Here is a 22,597-nt window from a genome sequence, read left to right on the forward strand (position 1 = left end):
ATGGTAACTTCAGTATTTTTAAAAGCATGTCCAAATTGCGGTGGCCCATTAGAGGATTATAGAGCATTGGCTGGTTTACCTTGCTCTAAGTGCTTGCCGGGCGATATATCTCCGTTCAAAAATCTATCTTTAGATGAGAAAATAAGGCTAATATACAACATACTGGTTCATGAAAATAAACTGAAAGGATATTGGAATTTGTATTATTATCATCAACTATCACAAGAGATTATTGATTACTTTAAAAAAATAACCGGTAAGGAACCATGGTCCTTACAAAAGCTTTGGTTAAGAAGGCTTGTAGAAGGCTCTAGTTTTTCAATGTCTGCTCCTACTGGAATGGGAAAGACGACTACAATAATTGTTTATTCAACTTATTTACAAAACTCTAATAAAAACGTACTTTATATTGTTCCAACGAAGTCATTAATGCAACAAATATGTGAAAAAATGGAAAAAATTGGGGGTAAGACGTCTTGTGGAAAAGTAGGTCCAGGAATTAGTATTGTAACAGTGAATTATATAAATAGAAATTTTGAGGAAATAAAAGAGTATAGACCGGATTTTGTGGCAGTAGACGATGCCGACGCCATAGTAAAAAGCGGAAAAACTGTAGATAGATTGGTAACATTAATGGGCATACCGCAAGAAGTTTATGAAGACGCAATAAAGCTTGTAAAACTGAAAAGGCTATTAGCAATAGAGGAAAAAAGAGATGAAATTGAAACTAAAATTGCTGAGATAGAAAGCAGGATTTCTAAGTATTATGGAGCAGCCTCTCAATTAGTTGTTGCAAGTGCAACTTTAAGACCTAAGGGGATTAAACAAAAGGCTTTAAAATACATAACTGGATTTGACGTTTCAACTGCTCAAATATATGCTAGGAACATTATAGACGCGTTTACATCATTACCTCTGGTAGATATTGTAAATAAATTAGGAAGTGGCGGGTTAATACTAGTTTCTAAAGAATACGGTAAGGATAAGATAAAAGAGGTAAACGAAAGCTTAGAGAAATTAGGATTTAAAACAGCTATAGCTTTAAGCGGTAGGAAGTTTTTAGAGAAATTCTCCAGCGGGGAAATAGATATAATTATAGGTTCAGCATCATATTATGGAGTAGCAGTAAGGGGTATAGACGAACCAAAAAGGTTAAAATATGTAATATTCTATGGTGTTCCTAAATCTAGAGTTAGGCTTTCTCAAGCAATTTATAATCCTTACACTTTACTAAAAATTTCAAAGTTATTTAACGTAAATATTGACGATAACTTGATACTCTCGTTGTCTCCATCAGAAGCACAGTTAATAAAACTTGCATTTCTTAAATCGCAAAAACTGACAGGAAAACTAGGAGAGATTCAGAAGATTTTAGAAGATAAGATAGACGAAGTAAAATCTGCATTAAGGGACGTTTCTAATGAAGTAATTTCAGATACATTCTTAATAAGAAAGATAGGGAAGGAATTTTATATAGAGTATCCAGATGCTATAACTTACTTGCAAGGCTCAGGTAGAAGTAGCAGGTTATTAAATGGAGGTCTCACTTTAGGTTTGGCCATTACAATAATAGATGATTTTAAGCTATATGAAATGTTAAAGCGCAAATTACAGTATATGATATATAACTTTAATCCTACTAATTTTGACTCTTTAGATATAGTGAAAGTTAAAAATGAAATAGAAAGAAGTAGAAATGATAAAAACGAAGAACTTCATATTTCCACTGGTCTAATGATAGTAGAATCTCCTACAAAGGCAAGGACTATTGCAAAGATGTTTGGTGCCCCAGCAAGAAGAAACATAGCAGGAGTTCCAATCTATGAGACAGTAATAGTAGACGGAAATAATGTACATATCTTAGATATAGTTGCTACTAAAGGTCATATAGCTGATTTAACTACAGAAAATATAGGATATTATGGAGTAGAAATACGCAACGAGGACAAGTATCCTTACTATTCTCCATTATATAAATGCATGAATTGCAAGAGAGTATTTTCTCAAGAAATCGATAAATGTCCATATTGCGGTTCGACGCTAATTTCGTCCTCAATGTCTACAATTAACGCTATAAGAAAGATAGCCATGGAAGTAGAGAAAGTTTACATAGCAACAGACCCAGATGTTGAAGGTGAAAAAATTGCTTTCGATGTGGCAGCGAATATTTCAGCTTATAATCCAAACATTTATAGAATCAAATATCACGAGGTAACTAAAAAAGGCATTCTGGAAGCATTAGCTAATCCTACAAGTATTGATTTAAACTTAGTAAAAAGCCAAATAGTTAGAAGGATTGAAGATCGTTGGGTTGGATTTGAATTAAGTAAACTATTACAGATAAAATTCTCTAATAGAAATTTCGGTGCAGGGAGAGTTCAGACGCCAGTATTAGGCTGGATAACTAAGAGGACTGAAGAATATAGGAAAAACATGTGTTATGTAGCTAGCATAAAACTAGGAAATTATACACATAAGGTATTCTTAGATAATAAGAATGTAAAAATAGATAAGGTAATAGTTAAGAAAATGGAAGATAAAGATGACATAATACTTCCATTACCTCCTTATACTACGGATTCGCTGCTTATTGATGCTTATAATTTGTATAAGCTTCCTGCAGAGAGAGTTATGAAAATAGCTCAAGAGCTATTTGAATCTGGCCTTATAACTTATCATAGGACTGACAGTATACATGTTTCAAATAAAGGAATAGAAATAGCTAAAGAATATTTAGATAAAAAATGCTTAATAAAAAGTTTCATGCCTAGAAGCTGGGGTAATGAAGGAACTCATGAAGCAATAAGACCTACTAGGCCAATTGATGCGGAAGAGTTAAAAAAGGAAATAGAAGATAATCCGCAAGCTTACTTCATTAAATTTACTTGGGCTCATTTTGCAATTTATGATATGATATTTAAGAGGTTTTTAGCTAGTCAGATGAAAGAGGCCATAGGTAAATACACGAAATATCAAATAAAAGTTCTAGATAACGTAAGTGAAATTACAGTTTTAACTAGTATAAAAGGAGGATTTTCAGATGTTCTAAAGCCAAGAATTTATGAAATACCAGAAGGCGAGATTCAAGTTAATCCAATAATAACTAAAGGATCTAAAGTTAGGCTCTACACCTACGCTGAGGTAATTAAAGAAATGAAAGATAAGAATATAGGCAGACCTAGTACGTACGCAAAAATTATTCAAACATTAATGAGACATGGATATATTGTAGAAAGTAAAAAGAAATATGCATTGATAGCAACAAAGAAAGGAATTAACGTTTACAATTATTTAAATTCTAAGTTCTCATCTCTAGTGTCAGAGAGCGCTACGGCAGAATTGTTAGAGAAAATGGATATGATAGCTGGAGGCAAGCTTGATGCGGATAATGTATTAACTGAAATATTAGGGCAAATAAAATCCTTAGTAACTTCTCTTAATTCTGAGCAACAAATATGATATTCTTTTTCTATCCTTAGTTTCGCTACCTATCGAGACCTCTTCTAAAGTTATCCCTTCTTTTAATCTATCTTTTAACGCGTTGTAAATATCTACTGTCTTATTTATTTCAAATCCATATCCTTTTAAGTCGACTTCGTTACTATTGTGATTAAGTATTTCTATTATTTCTAAAACGTGATCTTCGACAGATTTTGATCTACTAACCACTACCTCGAATGGCTTATTCATCATCTTACTTCACACATGAGAAACAGTTCTCAAAAATAAATCTATTGTTGTATTGATTTAGATCATAAAAATATATTAAATTCAGTAACACGGGCCCATATCACCATTCAACTTTTAGGGCATTTCATCACTATTTATGAATACTTCATGTTTTGTATATAAGCTACTGCATTTAATAATAGATACGGGGCTACTCTCTTATTTACATAATAGAATCTTGGAGATATATTATAAACTAAGGGATCTACAGGATCATTAATTCTCATTTCGCCTATTTCCTCAAATGGTATACGCCTAATTATCTCTTCTGGGTTATCAATGATCTCCTTAGGTTTGAATATTAAATCTGTTGTTGTAGTACTATTTATTGCTCTCAGTGATGCTATGAATGTTTCGTCGCTATTTATAGGATTAAATGAGGTATAGAAGTCGCATGATTTTACTATATTCTCTAAATCTTCCATTAGACACCATCTAGTTTCTCTACTATCTACGTCAATAAAACTCACAATTCTATATTTGGATTCTGGTTTTCTCATCTGTTTTAGCTTTGCCTCTAGGCTTTTTTGTGAGATTCCAAGGCTTTCTGAAAGTTCTGCTAAAGTATAAGCACCTCCTTTTAGCGTATCGTATATTATTGTAGAGATTCCAGTAATCCAAGGTTTGATTGGGGCTTGTAAAAGTACAGCGTCTCCCAAAGGAGTACTTCCATCATATTTTATTATTTTTATCTTTCCTCTTTTTATTTTATTTATAAACCTTATAGTTTTTTTAATAGAGAAATACTTGGATATAGCTTGTCTTAATGCATCTTTAATTATCAACTTATCCTCTTTTGTATCTATTTTTCCAAGTTTTCCATAGCTTATCTGTATCTCTTTTAATGTAGAAATAAATAATGGCGATCTTAATATTGATCTTATTATAATCCTCTTAAGCTCTTTCTCATTATATTTTAACAATTCCTCTAGAAGGTCTTTTTCCGTATAATTGATTGAGAATCCATAAATAGAGTATCTAGCATAATTGTTTAATGAGTCTTTACTAGTAGCTAGGTATAGTAAAATGTGTGCCAAAGTGCTTGCAATTTTCTCGTTAATTAGTGTAGAATAAACAATTTCCTTATCTCTTTTTTCCTCTATTATGACATTTGGAGATGGTAATGGTAGATTACGTGAAACGTATTTGTCTATAATGTCAGAAATTTCCTTTCTTTTCTCCTTAAATAATACGTATATCTCCTTGGGTAAAAGATATGATTTAGAAATTCCATCTCCTCTCCATACTGGAATTTCTCCGTCTCCCTTATCTGCGGGCAATACATCAACAACCATCCTGGAAGTGTTTATTCTTATAATCTTCCATAACTTTCCTCCTATTCTTATAATATCTCCACTTCTAATGTGCTTGTATACATATATGGCGTCGATTTCACCAATATTTTTATCCTCCCATTTTAATGTAAATGTATCTGTACTGTTAATCGTTGAGAAGAATTCTGAGAACCCCCTAGACCAAGAGTAACCATTATTCCTATTAAAATTCCATAATTTAAAGAAGAACTTTCCAATGCTCAGTTTATCCCCTTTTATCGTAATTAAATTATTTTTAGCTAAGTACTCTATCAATTCGTTGAATGTTTTTTCTGATAAATTCCTAAAAACATATGAAGACGTAAGAATTTTGTATGCTTTTTCTTTCTCTACTTCATCATATTGTAAAATCATTCCTAGAATTTCCCTTGCTGCAACGTCAATCGGTTTACAAATGCTTTGTCTTTCAACTTTTCCAAGCTTAGCTAGTTCGCTAATAGCATAAGCTTCAAGTAAATCGTGATCATAAATACAAATTATTTCTCCTCTAGGCTTGCCATAAATTTTATGCCCGCTCCGTCCTAGTCTTTGTAAGAATGAAGCTACTGAAGGAGGAGGTCTAAACATAATTATTTTCTTAATATCTCCTATATCAATTCCTAGCTCAAGAGTTTTCGTACAAATAACTCCTTTAGCTTTGCCCGTTCTCAAATATTCTTCAACGTTTGATTTACTTTCTCTAGATATTGAAGAGTGATGAACGTAAAAATCCTTATCGTATTCTTCTAGTTCTTCGTGTAATCTTTCTGTTAAAAACCTAGAATTAGTAAAGATTAAGGAAGGCTTTTCTACAGAAGAAATTATATGCTTTGCAACATTTTTCCAAATATCTCCTACGGAGTTTAGTTTTACTATAGAAAGCTCAAACTCTTTCTTATCATTAACCTTTACTATTTCTGATTGTCTACTAGATGAACCAAAAAGGAAAGAGGCTACTAAGTCTTCATCATTTATTGTTGCTGATAAACCAATTCTTTGGAAATCATAACCTATATAATCTTTTAGTCTTTCTAGCAATACGGATAATTGAACCCCTCTTTTTGACCCAATGAGCTCATGAATTTCATCAACTATTACCCATTTCACATTCTTGTACTTTTCCCTAAATCTAGTAGCCCAATCTAAGTCTATTTCTAAGCCTTCTGGAGTTGTAACTAAAATGTGAGGGGTAATTTTTAATCTTAAATTCTTTTCTTTTTGCGGTACTTCTCCGTGCTTTCTATTAACATAGAATCCTAGTCTAGAAGCCCACCACTCTATCCTTAGAGTTAGATCATTTATTAACGCCTTAAGAGGAGTTATGTAAATCAAAGATACGGGTTTAACGTTTGTTTTTAACATCATATCTAAGATTGGGATAAGTGCGGCTTCAGTTTTACCGTATCCGGTTGGTGCAATTATTAAAGTATTTTTACCAGATAATATTGGCTCTAAGGACTTTTGTTGTATTTCTGTCATATTTTTCCAATTTCTTTCCTTCATTAGCTCTAGCAAACGATCGTCCAATTTTCGCATTTTACTTTTCACCGTTTATTTTGTATCCACGTATGAAAGCAACCTTTACAGTTATTTTTAAAAATTTAAATTCAGCCATCAAAGTTATGGAAGAAAAATACGTTTGTCTGACGTGTGGGAAGACGTTCTATAGCGGACAAGGAATTATTCTTACAGTTGCGGATAGGAAATTGTATTTCCATAGTAAAGCTTGCGCCTACAAGTTCCTTAAGGAAGTTATATTAAATGCAGACAAAGATTGTATTTCATCTACCGTAAAGGATGTATACAAGAAATATGAAGATCTTGCAAAGAAAAGAGAAGAAAACGCTAAAAAGAAGATCTGATTAGGTCTTTTCCTCACCTTTCAGTGTCCGCCACAGTCTTCATCTTTATGTAAACAGTTTTATTAGTTAAAAACGTTTAAGAATTTCTGGACACTCATGGTTGACGTAAAAAGAGTCAATACTTACGAGTGGCGAATAGAAAAAAGCGGTTGTATGAGAGTTCCTGTTACTATATTTGCTGACGACGTTTTAATAGATAAAATGAAACAGGATCTAACCTTAAAGCAAGCAACAAACGTTGCTTGTTTACCTGGTGTCCAAGAAGGAGTTTACGTACTTCCAGATGGGCATCAAGGATACGGATTTCCAATAGGCGGAATTGCAGCTACAGCAATTGATGAAGGAGGGGTAGTGAGCCCTGGAGGAATAGGTTATGATATTAATTGTGGAGTAAGATTACTTAGAACAAATTTAGATTATGAAGACGTAAAACCTAAATTAAAAGATTTAGTAGAGGAGCTTCATAAAAATGTTCCTAGTGGAGTTGGTAGTGAAGGTAAAGTAAAATTATCAACTCAACAATTAGATGAGGTTCTAGCAGAGGGAGTAAAGTGGGCTATAGATAAGGGATACGGATGGGCAGAAGATATGGAACATATAGAACAACACGGTAGTTGGGATCTCGCAGATCCATCTAAAGTAAGCGATATAGCAAAGAAGAGAGGAGCCACACAATTAGGCACTTTAGGTGCTGGCAATCACTTCTTAGAAGTTCAGGTAGTTGATAAGATTTATGATGAGAGAATCGCTAAAGCTCTAGGGATAACGCATGAAGGACAAGTAATGGTAATGGTTCATACTGGATCTAGGGGGCTAGGCCATCAGATTGCGAGCGATTATTTACAGATAATGGAAAGAGCTATGAAAAAATACAATATTACAGTTCCAGATAGAGAACTAGCAGCAATCCCGTTTGAAAGCAGAGAAGGTCAAGATTATTTCCATGCTATGGTTTCTGGAGCAAATTTCGCGTGGACTAATAGGCAGTTGATAACTCATTGGGTTAGAGAAAGCTTCGGAAACGTATTTAAGGTCGATCCTGAAAAATTAGACCTCCATATTATTTATGATGTTGCTCATAACATAGCTAAGATTGAAGAGTATGATGTAGAAGGAAAAAGGAAAAAGTTGCTAGTTCATAGGAAAGGTGCAACTAGGGCCTTCCCACCCGGAAGTCCTGAGATTCCAGCAGATCATAGAAATATTGGACAAGTAGTTCTTATACCAGGTAGCATGGGTACAGCAAGTTACGTTATGGCTGGAATTCCAGAAGGAAGGAGAACGTGGTATACTGCACCGCACGGTGCAGGTAGATGGATGTCTAGAGAAGCTGCTGTAAGGAGTTATCCCGCTAATACCGTGGTTGAAAACTTAGAAGAAAGAGGAATAATTGTAAGAGCTACGACCAGGAGAGTTATTGCAGAAGAAGCGCCAGGAGCTTACAAAGACGTAGATAGAGTGGCAAAAGTAGCAGATGCAGTTAAAATAGCAAAATTAGTTGTAAGATTAAGGCCAATAGGCGTGACCAAAGGATGAAAAGAGAAGATTTACTTACGGAAGTAGTTGGGGATATAACTTTAGAAGATATAAAAGGCCTCGATAAATATATTGAACTTTTCAATAAGATTTATGGATTTTCTGCCGAAGCTCTTTACAGAGGAGCTAAAATTTTAAAGGATATGCAGAAAGATGCAGATCTTAGATTCATATCATTTACTGCTAACTTAGTTTCTACAGGTTTAAGAGGGTTATTTGCTGACCTTATAAGAAACGGTTACTTTAACGTTGTAATAACTACTGGAGGTACTATAGATCACGATATTGCAAGAAGTTGCGGCGGTAAGTATTACAAAGGGTCTTTTGATTACGACGATAATATGCTAAGGGAGTTGCACATTCACAGACTAGGTAATATATTAGTCCCTATGGAGTCTTATGGTTTAGTAGTTGAGAGAGTAGTTAAGAATGTTGTAGATGAAATAGTTAAAGAGAAGAAAGAATGGGCTGGATATGAGTTATTATGGGAATTCGGTAAAAGGATAAACGACCCTCATTCGATACTTAAAGCTGCTTATGAGAAAAAAGTGCCAATTATTGTCCCTGGAATAGTAGACGGTAGCTTTGGTACTAATTTATTTGTTAGGTCACAATTCACTGGCTTGCGTTTAAACCTTTTTGAAGATATGAGGATGGTTAAGGATCTAGTATTCTCATGCAAGAAATCTGGAGCATTGATAATAGGAGGAGGAATAAGTAAGCATCACACTATATGGTGGAATCAGTTCAAGGATGGCTTAGATTACACTGTCTATTTAACTACGGCCCAAGAATACGACGGTAGTTTAAGCGGTGCGAAACCTAGAGAAGCTATTTCATGGAATAAAATTAGAGAACATTCAGAAAACGTTGTTATTTACGGAGACGCTACAATAATTCTACCAATTTTGGCTTCAGCCTTATTAAGTTAAATGTCTTAGTAATATATCTGCGGTGAATAATTTGTCAGAGAAGTTTGCCAGTATTTCGCCTGCTGAGTTCTTTAAGAGGAATCCTGAACTGGCAGGATTCTCGAATCCTGCGAGGGCACTTTATCAAGCTTTAAGAGAAATGGTGGAAAATTCTCTTGATGCCACAGATGTTCACGAGATTTTACCTTCCATCAAGATTATAATTGACTTAATTGATCAAGAAAAACAAATTTACAAATTAACTGTTGAGGATAATGGGATAGGAATTCCACCTCATGTCGTACCAGATGCATTTGGTAGAGTTCTTTACAGTTCAAAGTATGTCATTAGACAAACTAGAGGTATGTATGGATTAGGAGTAAAGGCTGCGGTTCTTTATAGTCAGATGTATCAAGATAGGCCAGTAGAAATAATGACTTCGCCTATAAATTCAAAGAGAATTTACTTTTTCAAATTGAAGATCGACGTAACAAAAAACGAGCCAATAATCTATGAAAGATCGTCAATTCTTAACGATAAAGGTTTTCACGGAACATCCGTTACGTTGTATTTACTTGGAGACTGGCAGAGGTCTAAGGCTAGAATATATGAATATATTAAAAGAACTTACATTGTTGCGCCTTATGCAGAATTCTTCTTTAAAGATCCCGAAGGTAATGTTGTATATTATAAGAGGCTTACTACAAAAATTCCTGAACCACCAAAGGAAGTGAAACCTCACCCTTACGGTGTTGACATAGAATTATTAAAGAATATGATAGCAAAGCAAAAGAACGATTACGAAGTTAAAGATTTCTTAACTAAGGAATTCCAGAGCGTAGGAGATGTTACAGCGTTAAAAATACTTGAAATGGCTAAGATCAATCCTGATAAGAAGATAAAATCTTTGAAAGATGATGAGCTCGCAAGACTTACAGAAGCTATGAAAAAATTTGAAGATTTTAGACCTCCATCCCCTGACGCGCTATCTGTAATTGGAGCAGATCTTATAGAATTAAGCCTTAAAAATATGTTTAATCCGGAATTTGTTGCTGCACTTACAAGAAAACCCAAGGCATACCAAGGTCATCCTTTCATAGTAGAAGTAGGAATTGCATATGGTGGAGCTATACAACCAATGGATGAACCACTAGTATTAAGATATGCTAACAAGATTCCCTTAATTTACGATGAGAAATCTGATGTAATTTGGAAAGTTGTAGAAGAGATAGACTGGAAGAGGTATGGAATAGAAGAAGAGCAAAAACCACTAGTAGTCATGGTTCACCTTTGCAGTACTAAAGTTCCGTATAAGAGTGCAGGAAAAGAAAGCATTGCAGATGTTGAAGAGATAGAGAAGGAAATAAAGAATGGCATAATGGAGGTTTCCAGGAAGTTAAGATTATATATCTCAGAGAAAAAGAAGGAAGAAGAAGCAAGGAAGAAAATGCTTACTTACCTTAAGTATATTCCAGAAATAGCCAGGAGTTTAGCCGTATTCGCTACCGACGATAAAAAAGAGTTAATTCCTAAAGTTCAAGATGAAATACAATCAAAGCTTTTTGAAATAGTGAAAAAGAAGTTAGATGTAAAAGATGAAGAAGAATATAAAATGTATAAGGTGGAGGCATTATGAGCGAATTCATATCAAAGGTTGATATAGAGGCTAGGAAAAGAGCAGCTGAAATATTAAAGAAAAAATTCCTAACTTTGCTCGACCAAATTAACAAAGGAGAACCACTAGTTTTGGAAATTCCTAAAAGAACCTTAAATAATACAGTATATGATGAAAATAGGAAATTACTTTTATTAGGAGAGGAAAAATTAAGGAGAAGTTTCCTAGATCTAAACGAAGCGAGAAGATTTATGCAAACTACACTAATGGCAAGCATAATTTATGATGCCTTGGTCAATAATGAGTACCCAACTATACGTGACTTGTATTATAGAGGAAAGCACTCAATTGTATTAAAAGCACCTAACGGCAAGACATATGAGGAAAATACTTGGGACGAACAGAAGGAATCAGATAGTGTAATAGTAGACATTGAAGTATTTACTTCATTATTAAGAGAAGATATGTTAATACTAAGTAAAGAAAAAGGCAAAGTTGTAGGAGACATGAGGATAAGAAGTGGAAACGATGTTATAGATCTAAGTAAAATGGGCCACGGTGCTTACTCCATTGAACCAACTCCGGATTTAATAGACTTCGTGGACGTTAAGGCAGACTTTGTATTAGTCGTAGAGAAAGATGCAGTATTCCAGCAACTTCACAGAGAAGGATTCTGGAAGAAATATAACGCAATTTTAGTTACAAGTGCCGGTCAACCAGATAGAGCCACAAGAAGATTCGTAAGGAGATTAAATGATGAACTAAAATTACCAGTTTATATATTAACGGATGCCGATCCTTATGGATGGTACATTTATAGCGTATTTAGAATAGGCTCAATAAATTTATCTTATGAAAGTGAAAGGCTTGCTACACCTAATGCAAGGTTCTTAGGCGTGTCCATGGGCGACATATTTGGTACTCCTAAGAAAAAGGCTTATTTAACTGAAAGAGAGAGAAATGCTTTCATCATAAAGGCAAAGGATTACGACATAAAGAGAGCATTGGAAATAAAGAATTATGAGTGGTTTAAAACTAAAGCTTGGCAGGAGGAAATAAATATGTTCTTACAAAAGAAGGCTAAGCTGGAAATCGAAGCAATGGCTAGTAAAGGATTAAAGTTCCTCGCATTCCAGTATATTCCAGAAAAGATACAAACAAATGATTTTATTAGCTAAATCAGCCGAGACAGGTTATTTCATCAAATCAAAAATCTGGGGCTCTTCATTCAAAGAAGACTATTATATTATACTAAAAAATCTTTACTTCGCTTCTTCATCTATATATCCTAAAATTTCGTTAAAAGTGTTCTTTTTACATACGTTACAATAAATATAAATAGTCTTTTGTCTCCCTATATCAAAGCTGATATTAAGTATTCTTTCAGTACCGCAAGATGTGCACTTAACTTTCCAACCCATACAGTTTTAAGTTTCTTTGAAAATAATAAAACTGCTGTGAAGAGAGTATCCTACTGAGGCGATGATGAAGGGCCAAAGCTCGGAGCAATAAACATAAGAGTTAAAAACTATCCAATAAATCTTGAGGATGGATAATCATGGGTGTAAATTACGCCAAAGTGGGCGACTTAAAAGAAGGTAATTATATAGTTATAGATGGAGAACCTTGTAGAGTAGTTGAAATAACAAAAGCAAAAACCGGTAAACACGGTGCAGCAAAGGCTAACGTCGTTGCAGTAAGCATATTCACTGGGGCTAAAAAAACGTTAATGGCTCCAGTTGATGATCAAGTTGAAATTCCAATAATTGAAAAGCACGTAGGTCAAATATTAGCAGATATGGGTGATAAAATTCAGGTAATGGATATGGACACTTACGAGACTTTTGAAATGGAAAAGCCAAAAGAAGAAGACCTGGCAAGTAAAATAAGACCTGGTGCAGAAGTAGAATACTGGACTATAATGGGGAGAAGAAAAATTGTAAGGGTAAAGTAAATTGTTAGATAATTTAAGAGACGCTGTAAGGAAATTTTTAACTGGTTCGTCTTCTTATGATAAAGCTGTAGAAGATTTCATAAAGGAATTACAAAAATCCTTAATTTCTGCTGACGTGAACGTAAAATTAGTTTTTTCACTAACAAATAAAATAAAGGAAAGATTAAAGAACGAAAAACCACCAACCTATATCGAAAGAAGAGAATGGTTTATAAAAATAGTTTATGATGAGTTATCTAACCTCTTTGGTGGAGATAAAGAACCGAAAGTAATTCCAGATAAGATACCTTACGTTATAATGCTTGTAGGAGTTCAAGGCACCGGAAAGACAACTACTGCAGGCAAATTAGCTTACTTTTATAAGAAAAAAGGCTTTAAAGTAGGCCTTGTAGGAGCAGATGTTTATAGACCTGCAGCATTAGAACAATTACAACAATTAGGCCAACAAATAGGAGTACCCGTTTATGGAGAACCTGGAGAAAAAGATGCTGTAGGAATAGCCAAAAGAGGAGTAGAAAAATTCTTGAGTGAAAAGATGGAAATAATAATAGTAGACACTGCAGGACGTCATGGTTACGGCGAAGAAGCTGCACTACTAGAAGAAATGAAAAATATTTATGAAGCAATAAAGCCGGACGAAGTAACTTTAGTAATTGACGCTTCTATAGGTCAAAAGGCCTACGATTTAGCTTCAAAATTTAATCAGGCATCAAAGATAGGTACTATAATTATAACCAAAATGGACGGTACAGCAAAAGGCGGTGGAGCCTTATCAGCAGTAGCAGCAACTGGAGCAACGATAAAATTCATTGGAACTGGAGAAAAAATAGACGAACTCGAAGTATTCAATCCTAGAAGATTTGTAGCAAGAATCCTAGGAATGGGCGATATTGAAACAATTCTAGAAAAAATTAAGGAAGTAGAAAATTATGATAAAATGCAGAAGAAAATGGAAGAAGTAATCTCTGGTAAAGGTAAGTTAACTTTGCGTGATGTATATAATCAACTCATAGCATTAAGAAAAATGGGTCCATTATCCAAGTTGTTTCAACTATTACCTGGGATCGGAATGCTTGGTCAAATTCCAGAAGACCAGCTAAAGGTAGGAGAGGAAAAAATGAGAAAATGGTTAGCTATAATGAACTCTATGACGTATGAGGAATTGGATAACCCGTCAATAATAGATAAGTCAAGAATGAGAAGAATAGCTTTAGGTTCTGGAACTGAGATAGAAGACGTCAAAGAATTAATAGAGCATTATAATTTAATGCAAAGAACTATTAAGATGCTTAAGAGGAGAAAGAAAGATGTCGAAAAACTCCTTGGACAATTTGGGGGAGAAAGCACTTGAATTATTAAAAAAATATCCCCTTTGTGACAGTTGCTTAGGTAGATGTTTTGCTAAATTAGGCTATAGGTTTGCAAATAAAGAAAGAGGTAAAGCAATAAAGACTTACTTGGTTCTAGAACTTGATAGGAAAATTAAAGATCACGAGTTAGAAGATCTTAATGAAATTAAGGAAATCCTTTTCAACATGGGAAAGGAATATTCTGGAATATTTGATATATACTTTTCCAATGAAAAATTTCAAGAAAGAACTTGTTATATTTGTAATTCAGAAATTGAGGAAATAAAAGAGGACTTTTTTAAAAAAGCCCTAGATTTTCTCAAGAAACAAGGTAAGGTAAAGTACGTATTAGGAGTAAAGCTCTCAGAACAGTTATCTAGACTAGAAAACGAATTCATTTTCAGCAATGGGCTGATATACTACGAAAGCATAAGGAATGAAATAAAGAGAGAAGTAGGCAAAATGCTAGCAAAAGAAGGTTACGAGCCGTGCATTGAAAATCCAGATATTGATATAATTTATGATTTGGGAACTAGAAGCATCTATACTATATCAAAAAAGTACAAAACATTATACTTATATTCTAGGTTATCCAGAAGAGTGCCTATATCAAGTTGGTATGGAAAAGATTCGCTGGAAGAAGAATTTAACGGAAAAGAGATCCTTGTTCCCTTTACAGAACCTTCTGAAGTAAGAATACTTGATGAATATCCATTAATAATTTCAGATGAGGATAGAGAGAAAATAGAAGCTAAAGGATACTTTCTGAGAAAAATTGGAAAAATAGCTGGAAGAGAGATATCTGCAATAATGACTGCTAAGCCAGAAAAGAGAATTTATTCAGTTCTTATATATTCAAAAGAAGAAATAGGAGAAAGAGTGTTAGGAAATATTAGACTTTTAACAGTTGAAGCTAGAGATTTTAAAGAATTAAAGGAAAAATTAAAAGATATAAAAGGAGAGATAATTTCCATAGACCTTATAGAAAGTGAAGGAAAACACAAAATTTTGGAAAACAAACTAACCTCATGATCGGCTTAATCGGCTTAGGAGTAATGGGTTGGAGAATAGGAGCAAACTTGGCTAATGATAAAAAATTAGACATTGTATGGGATAGAAATGAAGAAAAAAGGAAAGAGTTCGCTAAAAAGTATAACGTCAAAGAGGCTAAGACTCCTCAAGAATTGGTTCAGTCTTCTGATATTATAATCTCAATGTTGGCAGATGATAATGCGGTAAATTCAGTAATTTCCCCGTTAGTACAACTAATGAAAGGAAAAATACTAATAGATATGTCAACAATTTCTCCTTCACTTAGTGTAACCTTAGCAAATAAAATTAAGGAAAACGGAGGAGTAATGTACGATGCACCAGTTATAGGGACTTCAGTATTTGTAGAGCAAAAGAAGATCAATGTATTAGTAGGAGGTCCTAAAGAACATTTTGATAAAGTAAAGGATTTACTATCATCAACGTCCAGTAATATAGTATATATGGGAGATAACGGCTTTGGTCTTTATTCAAAATTAGTAAATAATCTTTTGTTAGGAGCATACGCAGTTGCCTTAGCTGAAGCATATAACTTTGGAATAAAAAGCGGTCTAGATAAAGATAAAGTCGCTAAAATTTTGATGGAATTAAGCAGTGCAAAGTCTCCAACGTCAGAAATTAAAACTCCAAAAATGGTTAGCGGAGATTACTCAACTCAATTCGCTACAAAGCACATGAGAAAAGATTTAGAAATAATACAAAGAGAAGCACAGAATTTGAAGGTAATAACTCCCATGTCGTCATTAGCTTTACAATTTTATAGAATGGCAGAGGCATTAGGCTACTCAGAAAGTGACTATATATCTGTCATAGAGATATTCAAAAAACTATCACCTAGCTAAAATTTTTGATAATCTTTCCTTAAATTTGTCAAAAGAGAAATTTAAAGATACATCCCTAAAGTCGTTTTCATACTTGGAGGCTTCAATTATAGCATTTGCAGCCTCTTCCACATTAGAGTACCCAAAACCGTATTTCCCTTCTTTTACGATATCTAACCAAGCACCACCGCTTTTATGGACTACAGGAATTAATCCTGCAGACATTGCTTCAACAATACTTATTCCAAAATGCTCATTAACTTTAGGATGAAAGTAAACCTTTGCTTTACTCAAATAATTAACTATATCGTCGTGAGTAAAATCTTCTACAATTTTTACATTACCTAACTTTCCTGAAATGCTCTTAACTTCTTCAAGGTATTTCTTGCTTCTGCCTGAAGAACCTAATATCACAAAGTTATAATCCTTAAGAACCTTAGCTACGGAAAACAAGTTCTCAAGGTTCTTCTCTGGAGCAATTCTAGAAATGCTTAAAACAAGCTTTGGATCTCTATTTCCCTTAATTTTCAAATATTCCTCAACTTCAACTGGAGGATAAAGTACCTCGTAAGAATATCCAGAAAGCTCCAAAATTTTTCCAGTCCAAGTAGAATTTGCTAGTAATTTACTCTTACTTTTAGAAAAGAAAATTCTGTGGACATATTTATAAGGCAAGAAATAAGTCCTCATTTTCCTATTTTTAATATAAGGCTCGTTATCTTCAGCATTAATTATCTTCAAGTTATCAGTTAAAGACCAAGGGAAGTGAATATAACTATAATCGGCGTTAGTTATATCTCCTATAGTACTAAAAGTGTTTCCTGGCCTCGTTAACATGCTAGTAAAAAGGGCCTTATAAAGACCAAATTTTATAGGAAATTTCTTTACTACAATTTCATCTGGCATTACGAAATTTTTATCCCATTTTTTTACATTCTCCACATCTATGTGAAGTGTAACTAATTTAACCTTGAACCCCATGGATTTTAAGGTATTTAAGACTGCAATTGCAACTCTCTCGCTACCTCCTAGTACCTCAAAGCTATGGTGATATAAAGTAAATTCGACCACGAACATTTATTCTAAAACGATAATTAAAAACCTATGAAGAGAGCACTAATAACAGCCTCAACTGAAGGCATTGGAAAAGGAATAGCTAAAGCTTTGGCAAAGCAAAGTTTCTCACTAGTCATAACTTCCAGATCTGAGGAAAAAGTAAAGAAGGCAGTTGAAGAACTAAGAGCAATTAATCCTTCAATTTGGGGAAAAACCTCGGATATGACAAACCTAAAAAGTTTAGAAGAGCTAGTATCTTTTTCCATTGATAAGATGGGCGGAATAGATCTACTTGTTGTAAACACTGGAAATCCCAGCAAAGAGCCTTTACTCTTTGAAGAAACTACAGACGAAGATTGGGAATATTCAGTAAAATTATATCTATTGAGCGCAGTAAAACTGACTAAATTAGTTCTACCTAAAATGAAGGAACAGCACTTCGGTAGAATAATTTACTTATCATCATGGACTGTAAAGGAACCACAAGATATATTTGTTTTAGCCGACGTTTCAAGGGCTCCATTAATACAATTAGCTAAAATTCTATCAAAGGATTATGGTAAGTATAATATTACCTTCAACGTCATTTTAATGGGTAGTTTTAACACTCCAGGAGCAAGTAGAGGAATTGAAAGATTGGCAAAAGCTAGGAAGAAATCTTTCGAAGAAGTATGGAAAGAAGAAGTACTCGACAGAATACCCTTAGGAAGAATAGGAGATCCGGAGAAAGATTTAGGAAAACTAATCCTTTTCCTTTATGACTCTGATTACATTACTGGCACTTCAATATTAATAGACGGCGGAAATACCAGGGCAGTATAGTTTAAGAATATACTCTATCCATTAATTCAACAACTACTATTTTCTCTTTAAGAGTAATACTTTGAGGGAATCCTTCACTATTACCCTTGAAGGATTAATGGGATTAACAATTAGAACACTCATGGAAAGGTTTTTAACCTAAGTCCCTCAACATAAAATTGACATGAGCTCTAAAAAGGCAATAAAAGTAAAAACTCCATCTGGAAAAGAAGTAGAGTTAGCTCCAGAGAAAGCTTGGTCATTGGCACCAAAGGGAAGGAAAGGAGTAAAAATAGGATTATTTAAAGATCCAGAAACAGGAAAGTACTTCAGAAGGAAATTACCAGACGACTATCAAATCTAAACTTTTTTACCGTACTTTTCTTCTTATGTTGATGAAACTCATCTTAAAATTAAGTGGAAAAATATTTGACGAAGAAGACCCACAAAAACTTCTCACATTGAAGGAAGTAGTAAAAGAGCTCGTAAACGAAGGAAATAGGGTAGGAATAGTAACCGGAGGAGGAAGTACTGCAAGGAAGTACATATCCTTAGCTAGAAAGATGGGTTCAAACGAAGCTTACCTAGATTTATTAGGCATATGGGCTTCAAGGTTAAACGCTTACTTAGTTGTTTTCTCTTTAAACGACCTAGCATACATGAAAGTTCCTGAAAGCCTTGAAGACTTTATTCAAGCTTGGTCTTACGGAAAAGTAGTAGTAACCGGAGGTTTCCAGCCAGGACAGTCAACTGCTGCAGTTTCAGCTTTAGTAGCAGAAGCCTCCAACGCAGACTTATTAATAATAGCAACGAACGTTGACGGAGTTTACGATAGAGACCCTAGAATATATAAAGACGCTAGACTATTGACAAAAATTAACACAGAGAAGTTAAAGGAAATTTTAGAAGGAACGCAATCAGTAAAAGCTGGGACTTACGAATTGCTAGACCCTATGGCAATAAAAATCGTTGAAAGATCCAAGATCAAGGTCATAGTCATGAACTACAATAAGCTAGGAAAACTAAAAGATATAATAGCCGGGAAAGAAATTTCAACCTTAGTGGAGCCAGAATAATGTCAGTCCTAGATCAAGAGGAATTTATACAATTAAGGAAATTTAAGGGAAAGGCAGACAAAGAAGAATTACAGAAAATATTAGAGGAAATTGAAGAACAAGTTAATAAAGGGGTATCATTACGCTCATCAATAATCTTCACTTACGCAAATTATGTTGAAGAAGTAAAGAAAAATAGGGATTTTTATAACTTGATCTCCACAATTTTGGAGAAATATTCACCAAAATTGGGCGTAGAGAACGTAACGGAATTAATAATTAACACACTATCATAGTTCGAAGAAAAAACTACTCATTACAGTGCAACTTATATTGCCTTTCCAAAGATAGAGATTTTTAGGTGCGATTTTTGAAAGTAGGAATTTTAGACTCAACGCTAAGAGAAGGAGAACAAACGCCAGGAGTAGTATTTACAACAGAGCAAAGAGTAGAAATAGCAAAGGCTCTCTCAGAACTAGGAGTATCAATGATAGAAGCAGGACACCCTGCAGTTTCGCCGGACATTTACGAAGGAATAAAAAGGATAGTAAAATTAAAGAAAGAAGGAGAAATAACTCCGGAAATAGTAGGTCACAGTAGGGCAGTTAAAAAGGACATTGAAATAGCAGCTGAATTAGAAGTTGATAGGATAGCAATATTTTACGGAATAAGCGACATTCATTTAAAGGCTAAAACAGGGAAAACCAGGGAAGAAGCTTTAAACATAATAGCCGAGGCCGTTTCTTATGCAAAAGAACACGGTGCAAAAGTAAGGTTTACCGCAGAAGACGCAACTAGGGCAGACTTAGAATATTTAACCCAAGTTATAAAAACTGTTAGAGACGCAGGGGCAGACAGGATAGGCATAGCTGACACTGTAGGAATCCTTTACCCTGCAAAGACTAGGGAATTATTTTCCTATTTATCAAAGATCCCAGGAGTCGAATACGATATTCATGCACACAATGATTTAGGATTAGCAGTAGCAAATTCATTGGCCGCAGTAGAAGGAGGAGCAACAATAATCCATGCAACGGTTAACGGTTTAGGAGAAAGAGTTGGAATAACTCCATTACAAGTAATAGCTGCCGCATTAAAATACCACTTTAACGTCGAAGTCGTTAAGCTTGAATTATTACCTAAAATATCGAGCTTAATAGAAAAATATAGCGGAATTCCGACACCGCCAAACTTCCCGATAACTGGAGATTACGCATTCTTACACAAAGCAGGAATTCACGTCCAAGGAATATTAAACGACCCAAGAACTTACGAATTTATGCCTCCTGAAACTTTCGGAAGAAATAGGGATTACGTTATTGACAAATATACTGGAAAACATGCTTTAAAAGATAGATTCGAAAGATTAGGAGTTTCATTATCTGAAGAAGAACTAGAACAAGTTCTAGCAAAAATAAAATCCAACCCTAACGTAAGGTTTTACAGAGACGTCGACTTATTAGAAATTGCTGAAGAAGTTACCGGAAGAGTATTAAAACCGAGACCGCCAGAAAAAGTTGAGGCATTAATTTCAATAAAATGCGACTCAAACGTTTACACTACAGCAGTCACTAGAAAAATTTCAGTAATACCTGGTGTAAAGGAGGTAATGGAAATTTCAGGAGATTACGACATTTTAGCTAAAATAGAAGCAAAAGACCCCACAGAGTTAAATAATATAATAGAGAGCATAAGGTCAGTAAAAGGAGTGTCGTCAACATTAACATCACTAGTTCTAAAGAAAATGTGACGCATTAAGCTTTTTAAAAATCAAATGGAAATAATAACTTGCGGGTGTGCCCGAGCGGCCCAAGGGGGCGGACTCAAGATCCGCTGGCGAAGGCCATCCGGGGTTCAAATCCCCGCACCCGCACTGTGGGGGCACATCCCCCTACTGCTATGTAAGTTTCTATTATCTTATCTAAGGGGCCGACGTAAAGGTACCTTAGCTTAGGTTTCAAATGATCAATATAGTAGACGTAATACCTTCCCTTATTCTCACGTATAGAGAATTTGTCCGTACGTATAATTTCAGTCATAATTTGTGTTTTTACTGGTAATATCTATAAAAGCTAATTATACTCAGATTTAAATAATGTTATTATCAAATGTTTAAAGTATTAATACTTTCATAGCATACAGCTTGGAAATTCTAAGTATTATTATAGTTAATTTTATAAAGACTTTAGCATAAGTTTTAAAAAAGCATGGTTTATACGGTGGAAACATTAATAGAGAACTGCGGTAAAATAAAGAAAGTCCCGCCATCGCTTATTACTAATTATGAGAAATTTCTAAGCTTCTTTCTCCCCAAGAATTTACAATCATTAACTGTCATTCTTCCTTATGAAATGATGGATGAGTCTGAAAAAATAAGAGAGGCAGTAATGAAAGCTAGACCCTCATGTGTAGTGAAAATTCTAGTTGATAAGGATTCAAAGGAAATTGTATTCTGTTTATGAATAGAAAAGTTAAGTTTTAATTATATCAAGCAGAGAATTCTATAATGCCAAAAAAGAGCAAGGACAAACAGCTATTGCCCTATATATTAACGCCTTTATTAGAGAAGACAATTCGCGAGTACAAACAATTATATTCTCGCCTTTGTTCATCAGAGCCCGAAAAAGACTACTGTAAAGATTCTAAAGGCTTTTACAATTTTCTCTCAGATATTTTACAAGAATTAATCCCATTAATTTCCTCCTTTGAAGTATTAAAAGATATAAAAACACTAAATTACTTGAAAAGCCAAGGATTTTACTTAATTCCAGTACATAAACAAGATTTAGGGGACGGCTTAATTAAAGAAAATACTATAGAAAAACTAGCAAATTCCTACTTAAATATAGTGCAACCTAAAAATTTAGCTGACGGAATAGGATTATTAAACTTAATTTCTGCAGGAGCAACGATTACCACACAAAAAGACGGGATTTGCGAAGAGCTTAACATAACTTTCAAATATAAACAAGAAGAGGAAAAAGTTAAGGACTTAGTAATAAAATATGCTCAAACGATAGCGAATAAAATGGGTTATGTGATAAAAGGAATACAGGTAGACTCGACACTAATAAAAATACGTTGTTGCAAATGACTTTTAATCAATGTAAACTTTATTATTTCCTCTGCAAATTTCATTTTAGATGACATATAATGGGCCCATAGCTCAGCTAGGTAGAGTGCTGGGCTCCAGATGAAAAACATTGGGTCTTCAGACCGAAAGGGATGAAGTACATCTGGAAATTGGAGAGACCCAGTGGTCCGGGGTTCGAGTCCCCGTGGGCCCATTATTTAACCCCGGAATTTCTCGAATATCTAGTTCTTGTTTCTTGCATATGGTCATTTCATAAAATACTCTATGAATTATGTTAAACTATTGAATTAAAGCATTTATTTCGCCAAATTCTTATAAACGGCATATGTTTCATAGAATAAAAATCTTAAAAAGTAAAGAGTGAAAGTAGATCTAATGAAATCAGTTACAGGAGAACTAATAAAAAATGTTATAAATACAATATTCCTGTTAGACAAGGACTGGGTAACTA

The 22,597-nt window shown here is 34.2% G+C and carries 23 protein-coding genes and 2 tRNA genes (1 of these 25 running past the window's edge); 20 read left to right on the forward strand and 5 right to left on the reverse strand.

Translation table 11 applies throughout. From position 1 onward, the window contains the following. Complete coding sequence (rgy, locus tag D1866_RS02015; RefSeq protein WP_152941090.1) at positions 1-3,459, forward strand: reverse gyrase; 3,459 nt, start codon at positions 1-3, stop codon at positions 3,457-3,459. Here rgy and D1866_RS02020 read toward each other — a convergent pair. Both D1866_RS02020 and D1866_RS02025 read right to left on the reverse strand, forming a co-directional pair. Next, a complete protein-coding gene (locus D1866_RS02020) occupies positions 3,424-3,693 on the reverse strand; it encodes a ribonuclease P subunit p25 family protein (protein WP_338025397.1) in 270 nt (89 codons plus the stop codon). The genes rgy and D1866_RS02020 overlap by 36 nt on opposite strands. A gap of 131 nt (positions 3,694-3,824) precedes the next feature. Beyond that, entirely contained in the window at positions 3,825-6,578 is a 2,754-nt protein-coding gene (locus D1866_RS02025) for a DEAD/DEAH box helicase (RefSeq protein ID WP_152941092.1), read from the reverse strand. Positions 6,579-6,664: 86 nt separating this feature from the next. Here D1866_RS02025 and D1866_RS02030 point away from each other — a divergent pair, with 86 nt between their 5' ends. From D1866_RS02030 to D1866_RS02050, 5 genes are all read left to right on the forward strand, one after another. Beyond that, positions 6,665-6,904 (forward strand): hypothetical protein, encoded by a 240-nt coding sequence (locus tag D1866_RS02030; protein ID WP_152941094.1) that lies wholly within the window; start codon positions 6,665-6,667, stop codon positions 6,902-6,904. A gap of 96 nt (positions 6,905-7,000) precedes the next feature. Further along, entirely contained in the window at positions 7,001-8,440 is a 1,440-nt protein-coding gene (locus D1866_RS02035; RefSeq protein ID WP_196773461.1) for an RtcB family protein, read from the forward strand. Next, positions 8,437-9,372: a deoxyhypusine synthase gene (locus tag D1866_RS02040; RefSeq protein WP_013776216.1), complete on the forward strand. Its 936-nt coding sequence runs from the start codon at positions 8,437-8,439 to the stop codon at positions 9,370-9,372. The genes D1866_RS02035 and D1866_RS02040 overlap by 4 nt, the downstream gene beginning before the upstream one ends. Before the next feature lie 31 nt (positions 9,373-9,403). After that, entirely contained in the window at positions 9,404-10,987 is a 1,584-nt protein-coding gene (locus tag D1866_RS02045) for a DNA topoisomerase VI subunit B (RefSeq protein ID WP_152941097.1), read from the forward strand. Then, a complete protein-coding gene (locus D1866_RS02050) occupies positions 10,981-12,144 on the forward strand; it encodes a DNA topoisomerase IV subunit A (RefSeq protein ID WP_196773510.1) in 1,164 nt (387 codons plus the stop codon). Before D1866_RS02045 ends, D1866_RS02050 begins: the two co-directional genes overlap by 7 nt. Before the next feature lie 84 nt (positions 12,145-12,228). Here the strand turns inward: D1866_RS02050 and D1866_RS13025 are convergent, their stop codons facing one another. Next, a complete protein-coding gene (locus D1866_RS13025; RefSeq protein ID WP_170254125.1) occupies positions 12,229-12,387 on the reverse strand; it encodes a hypothetical protein in 159 nt (52 codons plus the stop codon). A gap of 137 nt (positions 12,388-12,524) precedes the next feature. Between D1866_RS13025 and D1866_RS02055 the strand changes: the two genes are divergently transcribed. Genes D1866_RS02055 through D1866_RS02070 form a run of 4 tightly spaced genes read left to right on the forward strand, consistent with a single transcriptional unit; the run spans position 12,525 to position 16,161 of the window. Further along, positions 12,525-12,920 (forward strand): translation initiation factor IF-5A, encoded by a 396-nt coding sequence (locus D1866_RS02055; RefSeq protein WP_013776220.1) that lies wholly within the window; start codon positions 12,525-12,527, stop codon positions 12,918-12,920. Between the two features lies 1 nt (position 12,921). Beyond that, a complete protein-coding gene (locus D1866_RS02060) occupies positions 12,922-14,271 on the forward strand; it encodes a signal recognition particle protein Srp54 (protein ID WP_152941101.1) in 1,350 nt (449 codons plus the stop codon). Further along, positions 14,228-15,301: a pseudouridylate synthase gene (locus tag D1866_RS02065; protein ID WP_152941103.1), complete on the forward strand. Its 1,074-nt coding sequence runs from the start codon at positions 14,228-14,230 to the stop codon at positions 15,299-15,301. Before D1866_RS02060 ends, D1866_RS02065 begins: the two co-directional genes overlap by 44 nt. After that, a complete protein-coding gene (locus D1866_RS02070) occupies positions 15,298-16,161 on the forward strand; it encodes an NAD(P)-dependent oxidoreductase (RefSeq protein WP_152941106.1) in 864 nt (287 codons plus the stop codon). The genes D1866_RS02065 and D1866_RS02070 overlap by 4 nt, the downstream gene beginning before the upstream one ends. Here the strand turns inward: D1866_RS02070 and D1866_RS02075 are convergent. Continuing rightward, complete coding sequence (locus D1866_RS02075; RefSeq protein WP_170254126.1) at positions 16,150-17,211, reverse strand: glycosyltransferase; 1,062 nt, start codon at positions 17,209-17,211, stop codon at positions 16,150-16,152. The two genes, D1866_RS02070 and D1866_RS02075, sit on opposite strands and share 12 nt — an antisense overlap. Positions 17,212-17,244: 33 nt before the next feature. Here D1866_RS02075 and D1866_RS02080 point away from each other — a divergent pair, with 33 nt between their 5' ends. The 6 genes from D1866_RS02080 (at position 17,245) to D1866_RS02105 (ending at position 20,925) form a co-directional block, all read left to right on the forward strand. After that, positions 17,245-18,018, forward strand: a complete 774-nt coding sequence (locus tag D1866_RS02080; RefSeq protein ID WP_152941110.1) for an SDR family oxidoreductase — start codon at positions 17,245-17,247, stop codon at positions 18,016-18,018. 163 nt (positions 18,019-18,181) lie between these two features. Next, complete coding sequence (locus tag D1866_RS02085) at positions 18,182-18,361, forward strand: chromatin protein Cren7 (protein WP_013776226.1); 180 nt, start codon at positions 18,182-18,184, stop codon at positions 18,359-18,361. Positions 18,362-18,392: 31 nt separating this feature from the next. Then, the gene (pyrH, locus tag D1866_RS02090) at positions 18,393-19,073 is read left to right on the forward strand and encodes a UMP kinase (protein ID WP_013776227.1); all 681 of its coding nucleotides are present in this window, start codon (positions 18,393-18,395) and stop codon (positions 19,071-19,073) included. Beyond that, positions 19,073-19,348: a hypothetical protein gene (locus D1866_RS02095; RefSeq protein WP_013776228.1), complete on the forward strand. Its 276-nt coding sequence runs from the start codon at positions 19,073-19,075 to the stop codon at positions 19,346-19,348. The genes pyrH and D1866_RS02095 overlap by 1 nt, the downstream gene beginning before the upstream one ends. Positions 19,349-19,413: 65 nt before the next feature. Further along, complete coding sequence (gene lysS, locus D1866_RS02100) at positions 19,414-20,802, forward strand: homocitrate synthase (RefSeq protein ID WP_420809230.1); 1,389 nt, start codon at positions 19,414-19,416, stop codon at positions 20,800-20,802. Positions 20,803-20,842: 40 nt separating this feature from the next. Beyond that, positions 20,843-20,925, forward strand: a tRNA-Leu gene (locus D1866_RS02105). Here the strand turns inward: D1866_RS02105 and D1866_RS02110 are convergent. Continuing rightward, positions 20,876-21,091, reverse strand: coding sequence for a putative integrase (locus D1866_RS02110; RefSeq protein WP_152941444.1), 216 nt, complete (start codon positions 21,089-21,091; stop codon positions 20,876-20,878). The genes D1866_RS02105 and D1866_RS02110 overlap by 50 nt on opposite strands. A 168-nt stretch (positions 21,092-21,259) precedes the next feature. Between D1866_RS02110 and D1866_RS02115 the strand changes: the two genes are divergently transcribed. The 4 genes from D1866_RS02115 to D1866_RS13185 form a co-directional block, all read left to right on the forward strand. Beyond that, complete coding sequence (locus D1866_RS02115) at positions 21,260-21,514, forward strand: DUF4898 domain-containing protein (protein ID WP_152941114.1); 255 nt, start codon at positions 21,260-21,262, stop codon at positions 21,512-21,514. 44 nt (positions 21,515-21,558) lie between these two features. After that, positions 21,559-22,146 carry a hypothetical protein gene (locus tag D1866_RS02120; RefSeq protein WP_152941116.1) on the forward strand — a complete coding sequence of 196 codons (588 nt, stop codon included), beginning with the start codon at positions 21,559-21,561 and terminating at the stop codon, positions 22,144-22,146. 61 nt (positions 22,147-22,207) lie between these two features. Next, a tRNA-Trp gene (locus tag D1866_RS02125) sits at positions 22,208-22,339 on the forward strand. A 182-nt stretch (positions 22,340-22,521) separates the two neighbouring features. Beyond that, a protein-coding gene (locus D1866_RS13185; protein WP_231136352.1) for a cbb3-type cytochrome c oxidase subunit I crosses the window boundary here: on the forward strand, positions 22,522-22,597 show its start. The gene runs 245 nt beyond the window's last position; 76 of the gene's 321 nt are visible here — the first part of the coding sequence; its start codon is at positions 22,522-22,524; its stop codon lies off the right edge, out of view.

Origin of the sequence: Acidianus ambivalens, assembly GCF_009729015.1 — an archaeon.
Classification (GTDB): Archaea; Thermoproteota; Thermoprotei_A; order Sulfolobales; family Sulfolobaceae; genus Acidianus; species Acidianus ambivalens.

Coding starts and splice junctions, on each gene's coding strand:
- D1866_RS02030 (WP_152941094.1), top strand. CDS start 6,665: ATGGAAGAAAAATACGTTTGTCTGACGTGTGGGAAGACGTTCTATAGC.
- D1866_RS02065 (WP_152941103.1), top strand. CDS start 14,228: ATGTCGAAAAACTCCTTGGACAATTTGGGGGAGAAAGCACTTGAATTA.
- D1866_RS02055 (WP_013776220.1), top strand. CDS start 12,525: ATGGGTGTAAATTACGCCAAAGTGGGCGACTTAAAAGAAGGTAATTAT.
- D1866_RS02040 (WP_013776216.1), top strand. CDS start 8,437: ATGAAAAGAGAAGATTTACTTACGGAAGTAGTTGGGGATATAACTTTA.
- D1866_RS02110 (WP_152941444.1), bottom strand. CDS start 21,091: ATGACTGAAATTATACGTACGGACAAATTCTCTATACGTGAGAATAAG.
- D1866_RS13025 (WP_170254125.1), bottom strand. CDS start 12,387: ATGGGTTGGAAAGTTAAGTGCACATCTTGCGGTACTGAAAGAATACTT.
- D1866_RS02080 (WP_152941110.1), top strand. CDS start 17,245: ATGAAGAGAGCACTAATAACAGCCTCAACTGAAGGCATTGGAAAAGGA.
- D1866_RS02020 (WP_338025397.1), bottom strand. CDS start 3,693: ATGATGAATAAGCCATTCGAGGTAGTGGTTAGTAGATCAAAATCTGTC.
- D1866_RS02085 (WP_013776226.1), top strand. CDS start 18,182: ATGAGCTCTAAAAAGGCAATAAAAGTAAAAACTCCATCTGGAAAAGAA.
- D1866_RS02120 (WP_152941116.1), top strand. CDS start 21,559: ATGCCAAAAAAGAGCAAGGACAAACAGCTATTGCCCTATATATTAACG.
- rgy (WP_152941090.1), top strand. CDS start 1: ATGGTAACTTCAGTATTTTTAAAAGCATGTCCAAATTGCGGTGGCCCA.
- D1866_RS02095 (WP_013776228.1), top strand. CDS start 19,073: ATGTCAGTCCTAGATCAAGAGGAATTTATACAATTAAGGAAATTTAAG.
- pyrH (WP_013776227.1), top strand. CDS start 18,393: ATGAAACTCATCTTAAAATTAAGTGGAAAAATATTTGACGAAGAAGAC.
- D1866_RS02070 (WP_152941106.1), top strand. CDS start 15,298: ATGATCGGCTTAATCGGCTTAGGAGTAATGGGTTGGAGAATAGGAGCA.
- D1866_RS02025 (WP_152941092.1), bottom strand. CDS start 6,578: ATGCGAAAATTGGACGATCGTTTGCTAGAGCTAATGAAGGAAAGAAAT.
- D1866_RS02035 (WP_196773461.1), top strand. CDS start 7,001: ATGGTTGACGTAAAAAGAGTCAATACTTACGAGTGGCGAATAGAAAAA.
- D1866_RS02115 (WP_152941114.1), top strand. CDS start 21,260: ATGGTTTATACGGTGGAAACATTAATAGAGAACTGCGGTAAAATAAAG.